24 protein-coding genes are annotated in these 20,257 nt (G+C 63.6%); 3 read left to right on the top strand and 21 right to left on the bottom strand.

Annotation, left to right across the window (positions count from 1 at the left end):
* Positions 1-9 precede the first annotated feature (9 nt).
* From flgK to flgB, 16 genes are all read right to left on the bottom strand, one after another.
* Positions 10-1,641, bottom strand: a complete 1,632-nt coding sequence (gene flgK / locus M52SOB_RS03250) for a flagellar hook-associated protein FlgK (protein WP_131110552.1) — start codon at positions 1,639-1,641, stop codon at positions 10-12.
* 83 nt (positions 1,642-1,724) lie between these two features.
* Positions 1,725-2,126, bottom strand: a complete 402-nt coding sequence (gene flaF, locus M52SOB_RS03245; protein WP_131110551.1) for a flagellar biosynthesis regulator FlaF — start codon at positions 2,124-2,126, stop codon at positions 1,725-1,727.
* A complete protein-coding gene (locus M52SOB_RS03240) occupies positions 2,110-2,505 on the bottom strand; it encodes a flagellar biosynthesis repressor FlbT (protein WP_131110550.1) in 396 nt (131 codons plus the stop codon). The genes flaF and M52SOB_RS03240 overlap by 17 nt, the downstream gene beginning before the upstream one ends.
* Before the next feature lies 1 nt (position 2,506).
* Positions 2,507-3,172, bottom strand: a complete 666-nt coding sequence (locus M52SOB_RS03235; RefSeq protein WP_131110549.1) for a hypothetical protein — start codon at positions 3,170-3,172, stop codon at positions 2,507-2,509.
* A 122-nt stretch (positions 3,173-3,294) separates the two neighbouring features.
* Positions 3,295-4,152 (bottom strand): flagellin N-terminal helical domain-containing protein, encoded by an 858-nt coding sequence (locus M52SOB_RS03230; RefSeq protein WP_131110548.1) that lies wholly within the window; start codon positions 4,150-4,152, stop codon positions 3,295-3,297.
* 149 nt (positions 4,153-4,301) lie between these two features.
* Positions 4,302-4,958, bottom strand: coding sequence for a tetratricopeptide repeat protein (locus M52SOB_RS03225; RefSeq protein WP_172601735.1), 657 nt, complete (start codon positions 4,956-4,958; stop codon positions 4,302-4,304).
* Positions 4,959-4,992: 34 nt separating this feature from the next.
* Positions 4,993-7,008 carry a motility associated factor glycosyltransferase family protein gene (locus M52SOB_RS03220; protein ID WP_131110546.1) on the bottom strand — a complete coding sequence of 672 codons (2,016 nt, stop codon included), beginning with the start codon at positions 7,006-7,008 and terminating at the stop codon, positions 4,993-4,995.
* 5 nt (positions 7,009-7,013) lie between these two features.
* Complete coding sequence (flgJ, locus tag M52SOB_RS03215) at positions 7,014-8,039, bottom strand: flagellar assembly peptidoglycan hydrolase FlgJ (protein ID WP_131110545.1); 1,026 nt, start codon at positions 8,037-8,039, stop codon at positions 7,014-7,016.
* A gap of 63 nt (positions 8,040-8,102) precedes the next feature.
* Complete coding sequence (locus M52SOB_RS03210; RefSeq protein ID WP_431306331.1) at positions 8,103-9,218, bottom strand: flagellar basal body P-ring protein FlgI; 1,116 nt, start codon at positions 9,216-9,218, stop codon at positions 8,103-8,105.
* A gap of 15 nt (positions 9,219-9,233) precedes the next feature.
* Positions 9,234-9,899, bottom strand: coding sequence for a flagellar basal body L-ring protein FlgH (locus M52SOB_RS03205; RefSeq protein WP_131110544.1), 666 nt, complete (start codon positions 9,897-9,899; stop codon positions 9,234-9,236).
* Between the two features lie 8 nt (positions 9,900-9,907).
* The gene (gene flgG / locus M52SOB_RS03200) at positions 9,908-10,690 is read right to left on the bottom strand and encodes a flagellar basal-body rod protein FlgG (RefSeq protein ID WP_131110543.1); all 783 of its coding nucleotides are present in this window, start codon (positions 10,688-10,690) and stop codon (positions 9,908-9,910) included.
* A 15-nt stretch (positions 10,691-10,705) separates the two neighbouring features.
* On the bottom strand, positions 10,706-11,461 hold the full coding sequence (gene flgF, locus M52SOB_RS03195; protein ID WP_131110542.1) for a flagellar basal-body rod protein FlgF: 756 nt from the start codon (positions 11,459-11,461) through the stop codon (positions 10,706-10,708).
* A 25-nt stretch (positions 11,462-11,486) separates the two neighbouring features.
* Positions 11,487-12,710: a flagellar hook protein FlgE gene (flgE, locus tag M52SOB_RS03190; protein ID WP_131110541.1), complete on the bottom strand. Its 1,224-nt coding sequence runs from the start codon at positions 12,708-12,710 to the stop codon at positions 11,487-11,489.
* Positions 12,711-12,723: 13 nt separating this feature from the next.
* The gene (locus M52SOB_RS03185) at positions 12,724-13,398 is read right to left on the bottom strand and encodes a flagellar hook assembly protein FlgD (protein ID WP_131110540.1); all 675 of its coding nucleotides are present in this window, start codon (positions 13,396-13,398) and stop codon (positions 12,724-12,726) included.
* Positions 13,399-13,411: 13 nt separating this feature from the next.
* On the bottom strand, positions 13,412-13,813 hold the full coding sequence (gene flgC / locus M52SOB_RS03180) for a flagellar basal body rod protein FlgC (RefSeq protein WP_131110539.1): 402 nt from the start codon (positions 13,811-13,813) through the stop codon (positions 13,412-13,414).
* 14 nt (positions 13,814-13,827) lie between these two features.
* Complete coding sequence (gene flgB / locus M52SOB_RS03175; protein ID WP_131110538.1) at positions 13,828-14,244, bottom strand: flagellar basal body rod protein FlgB; 417 nt, start codon at positions 14,242-14,244, stop codon at positions 13,828-13,830.
* A gap of 179 nt (positions 14,245-14,423) precedes the next feature.
* On the opposite strand from flgB, the gene flgA reads away from it, so the two are divergent.
* From flgA to M52SOB_RS03160, 3 genes are all read left to right on the top strand, one after another.
* Complete coding sequence (gene flgA / locus M52SOB_RS03170) at positions 14,424-15,110, top strand: flagellar basal body P-ring formation chaperone FlgA (protein WP_131110537.1); 687 nt, start codon at positions 14,424-14,426, stop codon at positions 15,108-15,110.
* Between the two features lie 273 nt (positions 15,111-15,383).
* Positions 15,384-15,677, top strand: a complete 294-nt coding sequence (gene flgM, locus M52SOB_RS03165; protein ID WP_172601734.1) for a flagellar biosynthesis anti-sigma factor FlgM — start codon at positions 15,384-15,386, stop codon at positions 15,675-15,677.
* Complete coding sequence (locus tag M52SOB_RS03160; protein WP_131110535.1) at positions 15,677-16,036, top strand: flagella synthesis protein FlgN; 360 nt, start codon at positions 15,677-15,679, stop codon at positions 16,034-16,036. Before flgM ends, M52SOB_RS03160 begins: the two co-directional genes overlap by 1 nt.
* Here the strand turns inward: M52SOB_RS03160 and motD are convergent, their stop codons facing one another.
* The 5 genes from motD to flhF are packed head-to-tail and all read right to left on the bottom strand — an operon-like array spanning position 16,037 to position 20,239.
* Positions 16,037-16,819, bottom strand: coding sequence for a flagellar motor protein MotD (motD, locus tag M52SOB_RS03155; protein ID WP_284155178.1), 783 nt, complete (start codon positions 16,817-16,819; stop codon positions 16,037-16,039). It abuts the gene before it with no gap.
* Positions 16,820-16,821: 2 nt separating this feature from the next.
* Positions 16,822-17,562 carry a flagellar motor protein gene (locus M52SOB_RS03150; RefSeq protein ID WP_131110533.1) on the bottom strand — a complete coding sequence of 247 codons (741 nt, stop codon included), beginning with the start codon at positions 17,560-17,562 and terminating at the stop codon, positions 16,822-16,824.
* On the bottom strand, positions 17,555-18,343 hold the full coding sequence (locus tag M52SOB_RS03145) for an RNA polymerase sigma factor FliA (protein WP_131112403.1): 789 nt from the start codon (positions 18,341-18,343) through the stop codon (positions 17,555-17,557). Before M52SOB_RS03145 ends, M52SOB_RS03150 begins: the two co-directional genes overlap by 8 nt.
* A 29-nt stretch (positions 18,344-18,372) precedes the next feature.
* Positions 18,373-18,726: a P-loop NTPase family protein gene (locus M52SOB_RS03140; RefSeq protein WP_131110532.1), complete on the bottom strand. Its 354-nt coding sequence runs from the start codon at positions 18,724-18,726 to the stop codon at positions 18,373-18,375.
* On the bottom strand, positions 18,719-20,239 hold the full coding sequence (gene flhF, locus M52SOB_RS03135) for a flagellar biosynthesis GTPase FlhF (protein WP_131110531.1): 1,521 nt from the start codon (positions 20,237-20,239) through the stop codon (positions 18,719-18,721). The genes M52SOB_RS03140 and flhF overlap by 8 nt, the downstream gene beginning before the upstream one ends.
* Between the last annotated feature and the right edge of the window lie 18 nt (positions 20,240-20,257).

The following is a 20,257-nucleotide window of genomic DNA, read 5'->3' as shown; positions in this document are numbered from 1 at the left end:
TTGGCCACCTCACAGGGACAGAATGGTTTCGAACAGCTTCTCGGTCACCTTGATCATCTGGGCTGCTGCCTGGTAGTAATGCTGGTACTGCATCAGATTGGCCGCCTCCTCGTCGAGATTGACGCCCGATTGGGCCTGTTGGGCGGCCTTTGCCTGCTCTAGCAGGTTGTCGAACACCGCGCCTTGCGACTTCGCCAGTGCCGTCGCATGGGCGATCTCGCTCACCCATGCACCGTAGGCGCTCTCGAAGCCGTTGTTGCCGGCAATGACACTGCGATCGCTGCCCAGCGCAGCGATGGCGAGAGCATTGCGATTGTCGAGGATGTCGCCCGGCGATGCGGCGTTGTCGGCGGCGGCGATCTTGCTCGCATCGGTGATGGCCACGCCAAGATTGATCGACGCTGCCGCCGTCGGCCGGATCAGAAAACCGTCTCCGGCGACTGGCGCACCGGCCATCGTCAGCGTGAAGCCCTGCGCTGCGGTCGCGGACAAGGTCGCGAGACTGGCGTCACTCCACGTCTGTCCGTCACTCAGGCGACGCAGTGTGTATTGGGCGCCGTCGAAACGCAGTTCGTAATCGCTGGTGGTGAGCTGGCTCGAATTCGCCAGTGTCGCCGTTAGCACGCCCGAGCCGGTATTGCTCTGGGCGGCGAAAGTTTGCGGCAAGTTGGTCGGATCGGTAAAGAACGAGCCGCCCAGGTTCCCGGCGAGGTCCCTGCCCGACTGATGCAAGGTATTGACCTGTTGCGCGACCGCCAAGGCGATACGGCCCAAGGCGTTCTGGGCCGGATCGAGGCTCTCTTGCCGGTAGTCGAGCAAGGCACCCAACTCGCCGCCCAGACTTCCCGGCCGCGACAGTGCCGTCGTCCCGGCATAGACTTCGATGCGCGTCGGATCGTAGGGCGAAGCCTGGGCAACGAGCGGATTGACCGTGTCATTCAATACCAGCGCCTGGCCGCCGATGAACACGCTGTAATCGGCATCACCGTTACGAACCACGGAAACCCCCGCCAGGCGGTTCAATTGCGCCAAGGCCTCATCGCGCTGATCCAGCAAATCGTTGGCTGGATGACCGCTGGCGCCTTGCAGGGCGCCGATGCGCTGGTTCAGCTCCGCGACCTGGCGCGCGAGATCATTGACACGGCTCACCAGGCTCGTGACATCGGCATTGACGCCCTCCTGCAGACTGGCCAGATAGGCACCCTGTGCATTCAGCGTATCGGTCAGCGTATGGGCGGCGCCCAGCACCCCCTGGCGCGCTTCCGTGCCGGCCGGATCATTGGCGAGGTCACTCCATGAGGCGAAGAACCCCTGCAATGCCGCCGAGAGACCGGCGGAACGATCACCGAGAACGGCATCGATCTGCCCCAGCGCCACCGCCTTTTTCTGCCAATAGGCGTTCTGTGCATCGACCTGGGTGAGCTGCTGTTCGAGGAACTGGTTGTAGCTGCGTTCCACCGTGACGATCTGCGCGCCCTGGCCGATGAAGCCACTGCCGGAGAACAGCGGCGGATTGTTGGCGAAGATGACGTTTTGCCGGCGGTAACCTTCCGTATTGACGTTGGCGATGTTGTGGCTGGTCGTTGCCAGCGCAACGCTTGCATTACGTAAGGCCGCAACACCGATCGACAGGGTACTCATGGGACGCCCTTTCTTGAGAATCGCTTCGGGACGGGCGGCGCGGCGGTATCAGGCCGGGAGGGCGGCAGGAATTGCCGCGGCGACTATCCCGCGGTTTCTTGAGCAGGAACCGTGCCTGATCCGGCCTGCAAGCCGCTGGCGATGTTGCGGTTGATCTCGATCAACACGCCGATCCGCTCCGGAACGGGATCGGCCATCAGCGCATAGGTGCGACGATCGATGAAACCGATCAGCGCCAGGAGATTGTCTTTGATCGGCTGTGGCAACGGATTGGTCGGTTCGCTGATCTCGCTCTGGAACAGCGTCCAGACCCGTTGGTTGTAACGCAGGGCCTCATCGAGCGTTTGCAGGTCTTTCTCGCCGGCCAGCCGGTGCTGCGCTTCGACGAGCTTTTGCGCCGCCTTGAGTAGCACACTGGCTTCGAGATCGCGCCCGCTCATGGTTGCTTTCTCGACGCTGCGGTAGGCATCAAGCGGATTGGACATGACGGATCAGTTCCTCTTCGTAGGCCACGAGACGCTTCGCGCTCTTGAGCGCCTGGTAATACTGGCCGAAGGCCAGATGATGATTGATTTCGGCCACCAAGGCAGCCGTGCTCGGCGCAGCCACCAGCAATTCCTCGACGAGCTGCGCGTATTTTTTCTGATACCCGGAAAGGTTCGGCGTATCCATGTACATCAGCTGCACGCACAGCTGGATGCGTCGGCAGTGGGTGTTCGCCTCGTTTTCGGTGAGGATGTCTTTTTCCCGCAACAGCGGGATGTCGTTGAGGATCAGCAATTCGCAAGGGGTTTGGCCATTCTGGATGACCGCCCCCCCCACGAAAAGCCGCTCACCTGCCTTGAGACTGATCTTCAGCGTCACCTCAGCCCCGCATCCGATCCGTCGTGCCGATGCCCCCTGGAAGCGCTGCCAGTTGCCCCGCCGTGGCGGCGCTCAAGTCTCGCGCCACCGCCGGCGCTACCGGTTCAGCCCACCGTGCCCTGATTTCCTCGCCAAAACCCGTCAGGCTGGAACCCACTGCGTCCAGCGCCCGAGCGGCGGCTGCGACCTCGGCATCGCTCGCCTGCAGGGTAAGCTGCGGCAGGTCCTGCGGCATCAGGGGCCCCGCCTTCGGCGCCGCCTCGCCCTTCAGCGGCGGCGGCACGATCAGGGCTTCCATCTGCTTGCGGATGCCGATCGCCAGTTCGAGATAGCGCCGCCTCTCCTCGCTTTCGGGAGGGAATGGCGGGTAGTTCTTGACGATGGCCATCAGGTTGGCGCGCATCTGCCGCGCCAGATCGCGGACGGTTTCCGTTTCGGCCAGACGCTGCCGATCGGCCAGCGCGGCATTCTGCAGCCCGTCCTTGGACGCCTGCAGCCGTGCGTAGGCGGCAGACTGGCGGGAAAATGGCGCGTCCGTGACTTCGGCCGCCCGCGGGGACGGATCGGCGCGATTGGCCTGGACAGGCGGAGCGGATTGAACGGCCGGCTGCCAGCCCGCCGCTGGCGGCAGGGTCGCAGCCAATACCGATTTCGCCTCTTGCACCATGTCCGGCTCCCTTCGTCAGTCCGTGCGGGAAGATGGAAATGCCGTGGCGAATCTTTCCCCGCCACGGCCTTTCCCATTTTCCCGCGATCGCGCGGCCGCAGCCACGCGATCCGGCGGAGAGTTTAGAACAGACGCAGCACCGATTGCGCCGCTTGGGAAGCCAGGGACAGGGAGGTCACGCCGAGTTGCTGACGGGTCTGCAGGGCCAGCATGTTGGCGCCTTCCTCGTTGGTGTCGGCCAGCGTCAGCTTGTCCGCGCCTTCCTTGAGCGTATTCACCATCTGGTTGGTGAAGTCCAGCCGCGCGTTGATGATCGCCAGGTTGCTGGAGAGCTTGGAGGCCTCGGACTGCAATTTGCTCATCGCCGAGGTGATGGCCGCGGCAACATAGTTCAGATTGGAGCCGCTGGCGCCGAAGGTGACATTAGTACCTATCACGTCGGTAATTGCAACCGCGGTGTAAGTAGCTGTGAATGTCGTCGCCACGAGAGCAGTGGCGTTGCCATCGAAACCGGTCAGCGTGAGTTTGTTGGTGCCGGTCTCGTTAAACAGCACATCCAGACTGACGCCCGTGCCATTGAGGAAGTTGGTGCCCTTGTAGCCAGAATCCTGCACCAGTTGCGAGATCTGCGCCATGACTTCCTCGAACTGTTTTTCCTGGACACTGGTATCGGTGGATGTGCGCGCCGCTTCCACCAGACCCTTGGCGTTCGCCAGCAAGGCTTTGATGCCTTCGATGCCGTTGTTGGCAGCCTTGATGGTCTGGATCGCTTCGCCCATGCCGTCTTTGCGTTCGCTCAGGTCGCTCGCGCGCTGCATGTGGGCCGCAGCGGCGAAAAAGTTGAGCGGATTGTCCAGCGCGCTGTTGACCTTCTTGCCGGTTGCCAGACGTTCCTGAGTGCGATTCAACAGCACTTCGGTGTTTTGCAGGCTGATGAGATTGGCCCGCATCGCAGCGGTGAGGGTGACTTCTTGTGCCATTTTGCTAGCTCCTATTCTGGATGTGTCCTGCGGGGGATTCTCCCCCGCCCCATTTTGCCGGACGAATGTCCGGGTGCATGGGCATTATCGACAGCCTCGGCAGGAACTTTAGCGTCTATTTGGATTTTTCGCTAACGCCTCGCGTCGTCTCAGGCTTTCGGCCGGGACTGCGCATCTTCGGCCAGCTTGAGCAGGCGATCGAGGGTGGCGGACAACAGTTCGGGCTGGCGTTCCAGGAGGTCGTGATAATTTTCCAGGGCATCCTGGAAATCCGGCTTCACCACCACGGCGGCCTCGTAGCAGCGCAAAGCCTCATCGATGCGGCCTTGCCATTCCATCAGCACCCCCAGGTTGTTGTAGGGATGGGCGAATTCGGGATGCTGCTCGATGGCCCGCAAGAAACATTCACGAGCGCGGTCGGACTCGCTTTGCATCAGCAGCACCCCGAGATTGTTGAGCGCTTGGGCATGCCCGGGTTGCAGCCGCAAGGCATTGTCAAACGCCTCTCCCGCCGCGGTCGTTTTGCCGGCGACCCGCAAGACTTCTCCCAAATCGTTCCAGATGCCGGCATCTTCGGGCGCGAGCTGGATCGCCTGACGTAGCGCCTCCTCGGCTTCGGCGAGGCGTCCCTGCTGCACGCGCAGCACCCCCAGGCCACGCCAGACGGCGGCCCGTTCGGGGCATGCTTGCACGAGCGCGGCGTAGCTGGCTTCGGCTTCATCCAAGCGGCCCTGAGCCAGCGCCTCCGCCGCGGCATCCAGCCGTTTGCTCAACTTGACTTCCTGCAATGGATCGACTCGTGTCATGGCTTGCTTGTCCTTGCTTGTCCCTGTCCAATCGTCAGCCGGGTAAGTTTTCGAGCACTTTGGCACGCCCCGTTTCGAGGGCATCGAGGAGATTGAGGAAATCGAATTCCGCCTTGGCCACCGCCTCGTCTTCATCGGCAATGAGGGAGATGGCATTGTAGGTGAGGCTGAGTAGCATCAGGATCAGGCCGCGGTAGAGGTCGCTAGCCGCCGTCTTGCCGATTTGCCCATGCACGTAACGATAGATCTCGATGATGGTATCGATGACGTCGTGGCGGGTGAAGCGCGGACGAGACACGATTTCCCGAAGCGGAGAAATGAAATCATCGATTTCCTCGAGGAGCATCGCCGCCAGTTTCTCCGGATCGATAGCGAGGTGCCGCCTCGACGAGCGGATTTGCTCCAAAACCTGCCATTTTTCAACCGTGGCATCCAGCGCCATCTGTTCTGGCAGCAGCGGCATCGCGCCCTCGATGGCCACACCGTCGTTCAAGTTGAATACTCGCACGCCGGGATGGGCCAGCAAGGCTACCTCCAAATGCAGCCTGGAGACTTCCAGGATGTTGTTGGTGTGGGCCTCGCCACCGAAATTCGCCGGCACGGTTTTCTCCTGGGTAGGCCGCTTGGAAAGCAGTCGCTTCAAATGTTCGGCCTCCGGCAGTTTGCCGAGATAAGCGGTATGGCGCGAGTGATGCCGTTCGGTATCCCGATAGCCCATGTCCACGCCAAAGAGATAGATGCGCTTGAAGCCCAGGCTCAAGGCCAGACTCATCGCCATGTTGGAGACCGTTGGCTGGGTATCCAGTGCCGGCGCGGCAATGCCGGCTCGCTGACGCAGCAGGTTGCCCATGGTGTCGGCTTCTTTGATCACCACTGTGCCCTCGCCAAACAGATCGAACACTTCGGGCATCACGACATTGAGCCCCAACAGATGCACCTGCTTGCGGAATGCCTCCGGCACCGTGCGCGTGATCACCTCATAGACGATGCCTGGCCGTTCCTTTTCGACATGGAAATCCGGCACGATGCCGGCGTGCGCCAGTGGCCCCAAAGCGGTGCCGCAGCTGATCAGAACCGCCCGATCATGGTATTTCTCCAACAGAGGCAGCAGGCCATCCAGCGAGGGCCCCGAGCCGATGATGAAAGCGACTGCTTCCTCGTCCACTACGCGGGTCGCCAGATAGGCAGGCCATTGCTTCTCCAGATTGCGGAAGGTGTGGCGGATGCCGATCAGCTCATCGTCGAAATAACCCAGCCCAAAGAACATCTGCCACAGGGTGTCGGTGACCGAGGTTTTGATCGCTTCCAGCCTTTCCCCCTCCGGCATGGCGTAGAACAAGGCCGCGCCATGCACGATGAAGGGCGGCAGCGACTGGCGCAACATCCCCATGAGGCCACGGGTGATGTGCTCGATGTCCGGCCCGAGGATGAAGGCCAGATCGGTGCCCTTCTCCATCGCCAGGCGGGAGAGCTGCACATAGTCCTGGAAAAACAGCGAGACGCGGAAGGCATCCTCGTCGGTCTCCATCACGACCAAATATCGGACGTCGTATTCCAATACCAGTCGGTCCAGATGCCCCCCCAGGCCACTGCCCAGTACCAGCAGCAATGGAATGCCCTTCGCCGAGCCGAACACGGGATAGCGGTTGAGTCCGGTCGCATCGGGGTAGTGCTCGACGAAATGCCGACAAACACGATTGCGAAACTCGACATCGAGATTCGAATAGTGATAGCGCTGCATGTCGCCATAGGAAGGTTGCTCCGACACCGCGCGTAGATTATGGAAGGCCAGCAGCTGCGGCCGGGTCTTGAGGTCAGCGAACTCGGCAAAACGGGCTTCCTGCGCGACGTAATAAGGCGTGACGGGTTTCATTGTCCCGTCTGGATAGCGCAGGGCGAGGTCACCCTGGTCGGAGATGTCCAGCGTGGGCAGGGGGCTCGCCGCGACGATGCGCTGATAGATTTGCGGCATGTTGAGCTTGAAAAACTCGAGATTCGCCGCGGCGGTGGCATGCAGTTTGGTGAGATAGGCTTGCTGCAGGGGCGTCATGGTGATCAACCGAAGGCGCGTAGCACGCGCAGCAACTTGCCGGCGTAGTCCGGATCAGTGGCATAACCGGCGCGTTGCAGGCCCTGCGCGAAGCCGGCGGCATCCGTGTTGCCGAGGAGCCGCGCGTAACGGGGCGTGCCGGCGAGCAGTTGGGCGTAATCGGCGAAGGCCTCGGCATAGGAGGCATAGGCGCGGAAGCGCTCGATGCGCCGCTCGGCAACGCCATTGACGTATTCGGTGGTCGCTGCCTCGATGGTGGCGCCCGTCCAACCGCTGCCCGCCTTGAGGCCGAACAGGTTGTAACTCGGCCGGCCGTCGGCAAAACGGGGTTCGCTCTTGCCCCAGCCGGACTCCAGCGCCGCATGGGCGACGATGAACTGCGGCGGAATGCCGCTCGCCCGCCCAGCCTCGATCGCATGCGGCCAAACATTCGCCACGAAGGAAGACTGCTCGGTCGAAAATGAGGATGTCCCGCCGGGCGCCGAGTCACTTCGAAAACTCGGCGCTGGCGGAAATGGAAACGTCCCGCCGGGCGCCGACTCGCTTCGGAAAGTCGGCGCTGGCGGGACGGCACCCTTGGCGCTTGCCGGCGCAGCCGGCCGCACTGGGCTACCCGAGAGTGGAAAGCCCGGCGCAGCCCTTTCCGTGCCGGGCAAGGGATAGGCACGTCCAGAGCCGAATGGCAGCGGTGTCTGCGGAGGCGTGAGCGGTAAGCCCTCCTCGCTCACGGCGCCGCCCGCAACGGGCGCGAGCTGGCGCTCGATCAGCGCCGCGAGTCCAGTGCCGCCCTTGCTGGCCATCACCTGCGCGAGCTGGGCGTCGAGCAGCTCCTGATAAAAGCGCGTCTGGTCGCTGTCGAAGGGTCCATCCTGCGGTGCGGCGGCACGCATCGACTTCATCACCATCTGCAGGAACAGCGCTTCGAACTGCTGCGCGGCCGCGCGCAACGCCTGCGGATCGTCCTTGCGCAGGCCACTTTTCAGCGCCGTCAGCGCCTGGGCATCGAACACCGAGGGAATCGCGGGATTCATGCCGCAAGCTTGCCTGCTTCCTCCGGCGCCGATCGCCGGAACATGCTGGCAAATCCTCTCGTATCAGATGATTTCGAGTTCGGCACGCAATGATCCCGACTGCTTCATCGCCTGCAGGATCGCAATCAGATCTTGCGGATTGGCGCCGACGGCGTTGAGCGCCTTGACCACATCGGCGAGATTGGCGCCGGATTTGAGCTGGATGAGCTGACGCTCTTCCTGCTTGATGTCGATGTTGGTGTTGGTAGTCGCTACCGTCTGGCCGGCGGAGAGCGGCGCCGGCTGGCTGACGTTCGTCTGCGGCGCGATGGTGACCGAGAGATTGCCATGCGCCACCGCGCACTCTTCGATGGTCACCGCGCGGTTCATCACCACCGAGCCGGTGCGCGCATTGACGATCACCTTGGCCGCCAGTTCGACCGGTGTCACTTCGAGGTTCTCGATCCTGCCCAGGAAGGCGACGCGTGCCTCTGGCGCAGCCGGGAGTCTCACCTGCACCCGACGGCCATCGATCGCGGTCGCGACGCCAAACCCCATCGCCTGATCGATCGCTTCGGCCACGCGTTGTGCGGTGCCGAAATCGCTGCGCTTGAGCTCGAAATCGATGCTGTCGCCCTGGGCGAGCGAGAGCGGCACTTCGCGTTCGACCGTCGCACCATTGACGATGCGCCCGGCGGCCAGATGATTCACCGTCGTCTTCGCGCCGCCGCCCGCGGCGCCCGCGCCGACCACGACGACGTTGCCCTGTGCCATCGCATACACCTGGCCGTCGGCGCCCTTGAGCGGCGTCATCACCAGCGTGCCGCCGCGCAAGCTTTTGGCGTTGCCGATCGACGAGACCGTGACGTCGAGCGGCTGGCCGATGCGCGCGAAGGGCGGCAGCTCGGCCGTCACCATGACGGCTGCGACGTTCTTCAACTGCAACGACTGCCCCGGTGGCAGATTGACGCCCATGCGCGAGAGCATGTTGATCATGCCCTGCACCGTGAAGGGCGTCTGCGTCGTCTGGTCGCCGGTGCCATCGAGGCCGACGACGATGCCATAACCGACGATTTGGTTGTTGCGCACCCCGGAAATCGTCGCGATCTCCTTGATGCGCTCGGCACGCGCGGCATCGGCCACCATGAGCATGGCGAACAGCCACATCACGCCGATGAGGAATTTATGCACGGTGCTCATGTGAAGGCTCCCGGATCAGAAGGGCAGGAAACTGAGAAAGAATCGCCCAAGCCAGCCCATGACCTGGGCCGAATCAAGAAAGCCATTTGCCTTGTATTCGATGCGTGCATCGGCGACCTGGGTCGATTGCACGGTATTGGCCGTCGTGATGGTGTCCGGATTGACCACGCCGGAGAAGCGGATGAACTCCTCGCCTTCCTTGAGGCCGATCTGCTTCTCGCCGGAGACGAGCAGATTGCCGTTCGGATACACCTCGATCACCGTCACCGTCAGCGTGCCGGTGAAGTTGTACGACGAGGTGTTCTCGCCCGAGCCTTCGAACTTGGTGGCGCTGTTGGCGGCGAGCGTGGTGCCCTGCACGGTCTTGAACGGCAGGCCGGCCACCGTCGGCACGCCGAGCTTGGTGTCGTAGCCGCGGTCGGCCTTGGTGTCCGACTTCTTCGCTGCCGCAGTCTTCTCGGTGATGTTGATGGTCAGCGTGTCGCCGACGAAGCGCGCGCGCCGGTCCTCGAACAGCGGTCGGGCGGTGGCGACATTGTAGATGCTGCCGTTGCTGGGCGTGGTGGCGACGCGCGGCTCCGGCCGCACGGTCATCGGCTGATGCACCGCGGTCGGCGGTGTCGTCGTCACGCAGCCGGTCAGCGCCAGCCCGGCGAGCAGTGCGGTAAAAAAGGTTTTCATGATCTGCCTCACAGTTGCGTGAGCCGACCGAGCATCTGGTCGGAGGTCGACACCACCTTGGAATTCAGCTCGTAGGCGCGCTGGGTCTGGATCATCGTCACCAGTTCCTCGGCGACATTGACGTTCGAGGTTTCGACATAGCCCTGATTGAGTAGGCCCGCACCGTTCGAGCCCGGTGTGTTCGGTGTCGGCGTGCCGGACGAGGCGGTTTCGACGAAGAGGTTCTCGCCGATGCTTTGCAATCCGCCGTTGTTGATGAAGGTCGCCAGCTGGATGTTGCCGACCTGGGTGGGCGTCGCCTGACCGGCCTGCAGCACCGAAACGATGCCGTCGCGGCTGATCGTCACGCTGATCGCATCGGCGGGAATGGTGATGGCCGGCGAGAGCGGATAGCCGCTCGAGGTGACGATCTGGCCGGTGCTATCGCGCTGGAAGGCGCCGTCGCGCGTGTAGGCCAGCGTGCCGTCGGGCATCTGGATCTGGAAGAAGCCCTGACCGTTGATCGCGATGTCGAGCGGGTTTTCGGTCTTTTGCAGATTGCCCTGGGTGTGGATGTGCTCGGTGGCGACGGTGCGCACGCCGACGCCCAGTTGCAGGCCGGAAGGAATCTGCGTCTGTTGCGTCGATTGCGCGCCCGGCTGGCGCAGGTTCTGGTAGAGCAGGTCCTCGAACACCGCGCGCTGACGCTTGTAGCCATTGGTGCTGACGTTCGCCAGGTTGTGCGAAATGACGTCGAGATTGGTCTGCTGGGCATCCAGGCCGGTCTTGGCAATCCACAGGGAACGGATCATTTGTTCATCCTTTCATCAGCGCGGGGTGAGCACTTGCGTGGCGGCACGGTCGTTGGCTTCCGCCGCGGTGATCACGCGCATCTGCATTTCGAACTGCCGGGCGAGCGAGATCATCGCCACCATCTGCTCGACCGGATTGACGTTGCTGTTTTCGAGATAGCCGGGAGCGAGCGTCACGGTCTCGTCCTGCGGCGCAGGATCGCCGGATTTGAGCCGGAACAGGCCATCGGGGCCGCGCACCAGATCGGCTTCCGGCGGATTGACCAGCTTGATGCGGCCAACCGCATTCACGGTGTTTTGTGCGCCGCTGGCCGGCACCACGGAGACCGTGCCGTCGCGCTCGATGGTGATGCGCGAATCCGGCGGGATGCTCAACGGGCCACCATCGCCCTGCACCGGGATACCGTTCTTGGTCTGCAGCAGGCCGTTTTCCGAAATCTCGAAACCGCCGGCGCGCGTATAGGCTTCGCTGCCGTCGGGCAGGGCGAGCGCGATCCAGCCACGGCCTTTGACCGCGACATCGGTGGCGTTGCCGGTGTAGTTCATCGCCCCTGCGCTGAAATCGCTGTGGGTGCTGGCATCCACCGCAAAGGCGCGCGTCGGCAGCGCGGCAGGTGCGGCGTTGTGCGTGAGCACCTGCACCGCGCGCAGGCGGTGCTCCTCGGCGCGGTAGCCGGGTGTGGTGACGTTGGCGAGGTTGTGTGTGACGGCTGCCTGGCGCGAGAGGATGCCGCTCGCGCCGGTCATTGCGGTGTAGATCAGGCGATCCATCGTGCCGTCCCGTCAGCGCCGAGTTTCAGCGCAGATTGACCAAGGTCTGCAGGATCGAATCCTGCGTCTTGATGGTCTGTGCATTGGCCTGGTATTGCCGCTGGTAGGTGATCATGTTCACCAGCTCGGCCGTCAGATCGACGTTCGATTCCTCGACTGCCGCCGACTGGATCACCCCGAGCGAGCCCGAGCCCGGCACGCCGATCAGCGGCTGGCCCGAGTCGGCCGTTTCGCCCCACTGGTTGTTGCCCAGCGAAACCAGACCGTTCGGATTGTTGAAATTGCCCAGCACCACCTGGGCGAGATCACGTGTCTGGCCGTTGCTGTAGCGCCCCTGGATCGTGCCATCGGCGGCCACGGAAAGCCCGGTCAGTCGGCCGGAGGCATAGCCGTCCTGGGTGATGCTGTTGACGCCGAAGATGTTGCCGTATTGGGTCGAGCCGGTCAGATTGAGATCGAAGGCCAGCGGCGAAGTCGCCCCTGTGGTCACCGCATGTGATTGCGGGATGATGCCATTGGCCGGGGTCGTCAACTTGCCGCTGGCATCGAAAGCGATCGCCGTCGCTGCCGAAGGGGTGCCACCATCGAGGTTGCTATAGACGTTCCAGGCATTCGGCCCCGTCTTCACGAAATAGAGCGATAGCAGATGCGCATTGCCGAGCGAGTCATAGACTGTGGCGGAGGTCGAGCTGGTGTAAGTCGTCGGATCGTTGATGTCGAAGGCTGCCGTGATGGCAGCGGAGCGCGAATCGAGGTTCAATCCGATCTGCAGTCCGGTGCCGGCCGGGCTGCTTCCCGTCGCCTGGGGCTGCAAGTCGGCGGTGTTGATGAAGATCTCCGCCGGCGTCGAGGGCACGATCACGTTCTGGGCATTGGCGAGATAGCCGGTCAGCCGGTAACCATTGGCATTGACGATGTAGCCGTCCTTGTCGACATTGAACTGGCCGTTCCTCGTCCAGGTGATGGCGCCGTTGTTGGAGAGACGGTAAAACCCTTGGCCGTTGATCGCCAGATCGAGCGGATTGTTGGTGACCGTGATATTGCCCTGGGTGAATTGCTGATTGACGCTGGCGATCGAGGTGCCGATGCCGATCTGGTTGCTGCCGTTCATGGTCGCGGCGAAGACGTCGGCGAACGCCGTGTTCGCCGCCTTGAAGCCGACCGTGCCGGAGTTGGCGATGTTGTTGCCGACGACGTCGATGGCCTTGGAAGAGGCATTCAGTCCGCTCAAACCTTGCTGGAAACTCATGGCGATGCTCCTGTCAGAAAATTTGTTTGACGTCGTTGAAGCCGAACTCACCCAATGGGCCGACATCGAGCGTCAGCCCATTGCTGCCACGCGCGACCCCTTGCACGAGGCCATAGGCGAGCGCCGTGGGCGTCGAGGTCGTCGTGCCCGTCTTGGCGCTGATGCTGTAGCTGTATTTACCGGGCGCCGCCTGCGCACCGTTGTCCGCCTTGCCATCCCAGACGAAGGGCACGACCCCGGCATCCTGGGCGCCGAGGCTCAAGGTGCGCACGACGAGGCCGTTGGCATCCTTGATCGTGACGGTGACTTCCTCGGCGGGCGTGGCGAGTTCGACACCGCCGATGCCGCCCTGCTCACCCAACGCCATGCTCGACCCGGGGACCAGTACGCCGCGATTCACCAGCGCAGCGGCCTCCATCGCCTGGGTGTCCTGCAGACCTGCCAGCAACGTCTGCAACATGGCATTGAGCTTTTCGATGCCATTGACCGTGGAAATCTGCGCCAGCTGCGAGGTGAGCTGGGCGTTGTCGAGCGGATTGAGCGGGTCCTGGTTCTTGAGCTGGGTGGTGAGCAGCGTCAGGAAACGGTTTTCCGCTTCGTTGACGACCGACAGACTCTTATCGCGCGTCGGGTTCAGGCTTTGATAGATCTGTTCGGCCTGGCTGGTGGTCACTGCGGTGGCTGCCATTGGGTTTCCTTTCTCACTGGCCGATCGTCAGGGTCTTGGCCAGCAATGCCTTCGCGGTGTTCATGACCTCGGCATTGGTCTGATAGGCACGCGAGGCCGAGATCATGTTCACCATCTCTTCGACGACATTCACGTTCGGCAGCGCGACATAGCCTTTTTCGTCGGCGGCCGGATTCGCCGGGTCGTATTGCATGCGCAGCGGCGCCGCGCTTTCCACCACCTGGGTGACGCGCACGCCTAAGCCGCCCCCTTCCACCGGCATGGCCTGGAACACCACCTGTTTGGCGCGGTAGGGACGGCCATCGGCGCCCGCTATGCTGTCGGCATTGGCGAGATTGCTCGCCACGGCGTTCAGACGGGCGGATTGCGCGGTGAGCGCGGAACCGGCGATGGCGAAGATCCTGAAATCACTCATGGCTCAAAAGACCCTCATTGGCTCTGAAGCGCGCTGCTCATCGCGCGGAAGCGATGATTGACGAAGGCGATCAGCGCCTCGATCTGCATCGCGTTCTCGGCGAAGGCGGCACGTTCGACATCCATGTTCACCGTGTTGCCATCGACCGCACCCTGATATTCGGCGCGATAACGCATGGCACCGGCAAAGGGCGATGCCCCGTTGCCGCCAAGATGTCCCGGCTGCGTGCGCTCAAGTTGCACCGGCGGCACGGATGGCGAGCTGCCATTACCCAGCGCCGCGCCGAGCGCCGCCTTGAAATCGAGATCACGCGCCTTGTAATGCGGCGTGTCGGCATTGGCGATGTTCGACGCCAAAAGCTCCTGCCGATAGCCGCGCACCCCCAGCGCGTGACGGAAGAAGCTCAAGTCCTGTTCGATGCGGTCGATCATGGTGTTGGCCGGTTTGCCGTTGACGGCCTAGTCTCTGCAGCTTTCGTGCCAAGCCCGAGGCGGGGCGAAACGGCGTCGGAACCGGCTTACGCTTGCCGGCTGGGCGGCAATTTCTGCCTCGGTGGCTTTCGCGCTGCCGCACGCTCGCCGCCTTCGGCGCTGCATGCTTTAATTGCTCCATGCCAAACCTCCTCCGCCGCGCGGTTTTCTGCGCCCTGTCGTCGTTTGTTTGCCTGGCCAGCGCCCAGCAGGATGCGGCGCCGGTCAAGAAGGCCATCGACGCCTGGCTGAAAGTCCAGACCCGGGGGCTGCCCGGTCAGGTCAGCTGGGAGATCGGCGGCCTCGATGCCGGCAACCAGCTCGCGCCGTGCAAGCAGTTCGACATCGGCCGCCCGCCCGGCGCCCGCACCTGGGGTCGCACCCACCTCATCGTGCGTTGTCTCGACGCTGGCTGGCGCATCTATGTGCCGGTGCATGTGCGCGTGAAGGGCGACTATCTGATCGCGGCAAAACCCATCGCGCAGGGGCAGACGATCAGCGCGGAAGACCTCGCCACACAGTCGGGCGATCTCTCCGAACTCCCGCCGAACATCCTGACCGACTCCGCCCTGGCGATCGGCAAGACCGCGTCGGCCTCGATCCCCGCCGGCCGACCGCTGCGCGCCGACCTGCTCAAAACGCCCTTGGTGATCCGTCAGGGCCAGACCGTGCGGATCGTCTCACAGGGGCCGGGATTCGCCGTGTCCAATGAAGGGCGCGCGCTCACGAATGCCCGCGAAGGGGAAATCGCCCAGGTGCGACTGGTCAATGGCCAGGTCGTCAGCGGCACGGCCCGCGCCGATGGCAGCGTCGAGGTCGGCTATTAACGTGAAATACCGAGCAAAAAAGTGTGCTGCCCTTCGTTTCCTTGACGGCAGTCAACACTCGCGGCAACGCCGCGCAAATAGGAACCCCCCGAGAGGGGGGCGAAGGGGGGCGGGTGTTTATTTTTGCGCTTAGGGTTTTCATCCTCCGCGGGTGCCGATTGCCGGCATGCGCGTTAGACCATGGCCATGATTTGTCGCGCCGTTTTCGTTCTCAGGTTTTCCGCCGAGTTGCCGTAATACAGCCAGGACGACATCAGGAACAGGATCATTACCGTGAAGATCGACAACTCGCTTCCGCCCATCGGCAACACGACAACGAATCCCGCCACGCGGGAGACGAAACCGGCGGCTGCGGCCGCAACCCCCTCGACGGGCGCCAACACGGAGCGGATCGACATCTCTTCCCTCTCGGCCCAATTGCAGAAGGCTGGTGAGGCCCCCTTCGACGCCACCCGTGTCGATGGCCTCCGTCAGGCGGTCGCCGAAGGCCGTTTCCAGATCAATCCCGAACGGATTGCCGACCGCCTGATCGACGGCATCCGCGAGCTACTGACCAGCCGACGCTGATGCCGCCCGATCAGCCTTCTGCCGCCGAGGCGCTGCGGACCTTCATCGACCTGCTGCGCCGTGAGCAGGCCGCCCTGATCAAAGGCGACATCGAGGCGCTCGCGGCGCTGATCCCGGAAAAATCGGCGCTAGCGGAACGGCTCAATGGAATTTCCCCTCTCGAAGCCGAAGCATTGCGCGCACTCGCCGCAGAGGCGCGCGATCTCAACGAAACCAATGGCAAGCTGATCGCGGTGCATCTGCAACGCAACCAGCAGGCGCTGAACGTCCTGCTCGCCGCCGCAGACAACGCCACCGTCTATGGCCGCGATGGCCAGCCGCAAACTGGACTGGGCAGCCGTTCGCTGGGTAAGGCCTAATCATTCGGGCAGCGCTACCTCCACCGGTGTATCCGGCGTGCGCGATTCCATCGTGATCGCCACCCGGCGGTTGCGCTGCCGCCCTTCCGGCGTGGCGTTGTCCGCCACCGGGCGCTGGTCCGCATAACCCACCGCGGTGAGGCGGCGCGGATCGACGCCGTTTTCGATGAACAGCCGCACGACGCTGGCCGCACGCGCGCCCGAGAGTTCCCAGTTCGAGGGATAGAGCAGCGAGCTGATCGGCACGTTGTCGGTGTGCCCTTCGACGGTGATCGGGAAATCGGTGGTGGCGAGAATCTGCCCGACCGCAGTCAGCGCCCGCGCTGCGGCCGGCTGCAAGCGCGCCTCACCCGAATCGAACAACACGCTGGCATTGATCTCCACCGTGATGCCCAAGGCGCCCTCGGTGATGCGCACCTGGCCCTGCTCGACCAACGGTGCCAGCGCCTGGGTGATCTCCTTCGCCTTGTTGCGCAACAGCTCACGGTTTTTCTCGCGCTGCGGGTCGGTCTTCAGGTTGGCGACCTGCGGTTTCTTGAAAGGGATCGTCACCGGCATCGGCGCGCTCGGATTGACCTGCACCATCGCGCCGACGCTGCTGCCCGGAATGTTGCGGAAAGCCGCCGAGATCGAATCCGACAGCACGCGATACTTGCCTTCATTCACCGACGAAATGGCATACATCACGACGAAGAAGGCAAACAGCAGCGTGATGAAGTCCGCATATGAGACGAGCCAGCGCTCGTGGTTTTCATGTTCTTCTTCTGGCTTTTTGCGCGCCATGATCAGACCACATAGCCCTCGAGCCTGCTTTCGATGATGCGTGGATTGTCTCCATTGGCGATGCCGACCAGGCCATCGACGAACATCTCGCGCAAGCTGACGAGGCGGGCGATGTTGGCGAACAGCTTCTTGGCGATCGGTAGGAAGATCAGGTTCGCGGAACCGACACCGTAAATCGTCGCAACGAAGGCCACCGCGATGCCCGCGCCCAGCTTCGAAGGATCGGTGAGGTTTTCCATCACGTGGATCAAGCCCATTACGGCGCCGAGGATGCCGATGGTCGGCGCGTAGCCGCCGGCCGATTCCCAGATCTTCGCGGCGAGCTTCAGTTGCGCTTCATGAGCGCCGATCTCGACTTCGAGCACCTCGCGCAGGTTTTCCGGCTCCACGCCATCGACGAGATGCTGCAAGCCTTTCTGCATGAAGGGGTCGGGCACCAGCGGAATCTGCGCCTCCAGCGCCAGCAGCCCCTCCTTGCGCGCGATGTGACTCCAGGTGACGATCTGATCGATCAGCGCCTTGGCATCCGTCGCCGGCGGGACGAAGATCCACCTGCCCATCTTGATCCCGGTGAGGAAGACCTGCCAGGGACTTTGCAGCATCACGGCGCCGACAGTGCCGCCGATGACGATGAGGAACGCGGTGGGCTGCAGCAGCGAACCGATGTGCCCGCCTTCGAGCACTTGGCCAAGCAGGATGGCTGCCAGGCCGAGCGCCAAACCCGCGATGCTGATCTTATCCATGATGTCCGTTCGACGGGTTGGAAAGAGCGCGCGGTCTGCGCCCGCGCCGTTTGGCCGTGTGCGCGAGCGTCCCTTGCTCACCCACCAGCACGGTACGCAAGCGCGCCACGGCCTGGGCATGCAACTGGCAGACGCGCGACTCGGTGACACCCATCACGGCGCCGATCTCGCGCAGATTGAGATCCTGTTCGTAATAGAGCGCCATCATCAGTCGCTCGCGCTCCGGCAGTTTTTCGATCGCGGCGACCAGCGCTGCGCGGGTATCGCTTTCTTCGAGCAGCGCGAGCGGATCGGGCGCGGTCCCGGCCTCATGGCGATCGAGGAAATCTTCGTTCTCGACGGCCAGGTCTTCGAGATAGAGGATCTGGTGGCCGCGCGCCTCCTGCAACAGGTGCTGATAGTCGGCCAGCGACATGCCGAGCGTCGCGGCGAGTTCGCTTTCGCTGGGCGGGCGACCATTTTCATGCTCGAGTTTTTGCAACACCGTTTCGACGCGACGCATTTCCTTGCGCACCGTGCGTGGCAGCCAGTCGTTTTCGCGCAAGCCATCGAGCATCGCGCCACGGATGCGCTGCATCGCATAGGTCTCGAACTGGGCGCCCATACCTTCCTCGAAGCGTCCGAGCGCGTCGAGGAGCCCCAGCATGCCGTTTTGCACCAGGTCATCGACATCCACACTGGCCGGCAGTCTGGCCATCAAATGCCAGGCGATGCGCTTGACGAGCGGCGCGTATCGATCGATCAGCCGCTCCTTTTCGAGCGTGCCCTGCGCTGTGTACAAGGAAGTCGTCATGAACGCTTTTCACTATATCACCGACTCCTCACGGCGGCCCTGCCGCGAACGGGCCGGGCGGTGGTCAGAGGAGGCGCATCCTCGCTCTTTGCCATGCCGAGATATTCGAGGCGCACGCCGAGATATTCGCGGGCGACACGTTGCAGGCTGTCGAACACGTTGCGGGCCTGTTCCGCCGAGCGCGCCCGGCTGATGCTCACTTTGAAGTGATGGCAATTGCGCTCGTATGCGATGCGCTTGATGCGCGCATAGGCATCGATCACCTCGGTCTCGCAAGCGGCGACGGTCAGCTCGATCGGCTCTCTGCCGAGCAGGCGGCGCAGGCCTTCGGCCTGATCGCCGGGTCCGGGGGCCGGCAGATGCTCAGACAAGGGCCGCTCCCCGTGTGGCAGCGCGGCTTTCGCCCGGTGTCGGCATGATCAGCCCGAGCTCATCGTTGCGCAGCCGATGCACCGAGCCCGGCGCCGGCAGTTTGAAGGCACGGTGCAACAAATAGGCGCGGTTGGGCAGATGCAGATCCTCCGGCACGCGCTGACCGTTGGCGATGTAGGTGAGCAGCAGGCCGTGGCGCACCACCGCATCGAGTGCCGGCGCGAGTGCCGCCGTCTCATCCACCTTCGAGAGGATGCAGCCGGCGATGTCCTCGCCGGCATAGCTCTTGATCACGTCGTCGAGCGTGTCGCCGCGGCTGGTGGCATTGAGCAGCAACAGGCGCTTGACGTCGCCGGCGCGCATCAACATCGCCGCCTGCTCGGCGACCATGCGGTCGCGCTGGCTCATGCCGACGGTATCGATGAGCACCATGTGCTTGCCGGAGAGCTCGGCGAGCATGCGGCGCAGGTCTTCGCTGTCGCGCACCACATGCACCGGCACGCCGAGGATACGGCCGTAGATGCGCAGTTGCTCGTGGGCACCGATCCGGTAGCCGTCGGTAGTCAGCAGCGCCAGCTTGTCGGCGCCGTAGCGCACCACGCAGCGCGCAGCGAGTTTCGCGGTCGTCGTCGTCTTGCCGACGCCGGTCGGCCCGACGAGGGCGAACACGCCGCCCTGGTCGATCAGGTCGTTGTCGCTGGAGAGCGTGCGCAGGCGCCGGTTGACCGCAGCGCCCAACCACTTGCGACCTTCCTGCACATCCAGGCTCTCCGGCAGTTCCTCGGCCAAACGGCGCGCCAGCTGGCCGGAAAAGCCGGCTTCGAGCATTTCGCCCAGCAGTTGCGCGCGCACCGGCGCATGGCGCGTCAGATCGCCCCAGGCGAAACCGGCGAGCTGGCGTTCGAGCAGCGTCTTGATCGCGCGCATTTCATCCATCAGCTGCTGGACCTGCAGGTCGCCGCCAGGGAGCGGACTGTCCACCTTCGCCGGAGCGCTGACCGTGGCCCCGGCCGTGGCGCTCGCCTGCGCCAGCACGGCGGCGACCTGCTCTTCGCCGGGAACGTCCTCGGTCACGTTCTGGCGCGGCGGCAAGGGCCGCAATTTCGGCTTTTCGGCTGGCGTCGCCGCAGGCGTTTCATGGCGTGGCGGTTGCCAGGGCTGCCAGGCATGCACGGCCTGCGGCGCGCGCGCTTTGGTCGAGAGCGTCACCGCGTAATCGTCGACTTCTTCCTCGTCGAAAGTCGGCGCTGGCGGGACGGCACCCGCCGCACTGCGGGGCTGCGGCGCTGGGGCTTCCGCCGCCGTCGGCATGGCCTTGGCCGGCGCTGGCGCCGCTGGCGCAGGCGCGGTTTCCGCCTGCAGTGCCGCGAGGCTGTCGGCCGACATCGCCATGATCTCGACGCCGCCGGGCACCGATTTGTTCGAGATCACGATCGCCTCGGGCCCCAGCGCCGTCTTGACCTTGCGCAGCGCCTCGCGCGCGGTTTCTCCGAAGAAGCGTCTCACCGTCATGATCGTTCCTTTTTTCTA

Source organism: Sulfuricystis thermophila, from assembly GCF_004323595.1.
Classification (GTDB): Bacteria; Pseudomonadota; Gammaproteobacteria; order Burkholderiales; family Rhodocyclaceae; genus Sulfuricystis; species Sulfuricystis thermophila.
The sequence above is the reverse complement of the archived record's forward strand: the minus strand, read 5'-3'. Positions and strand labels throughout refer to the sequence as shown.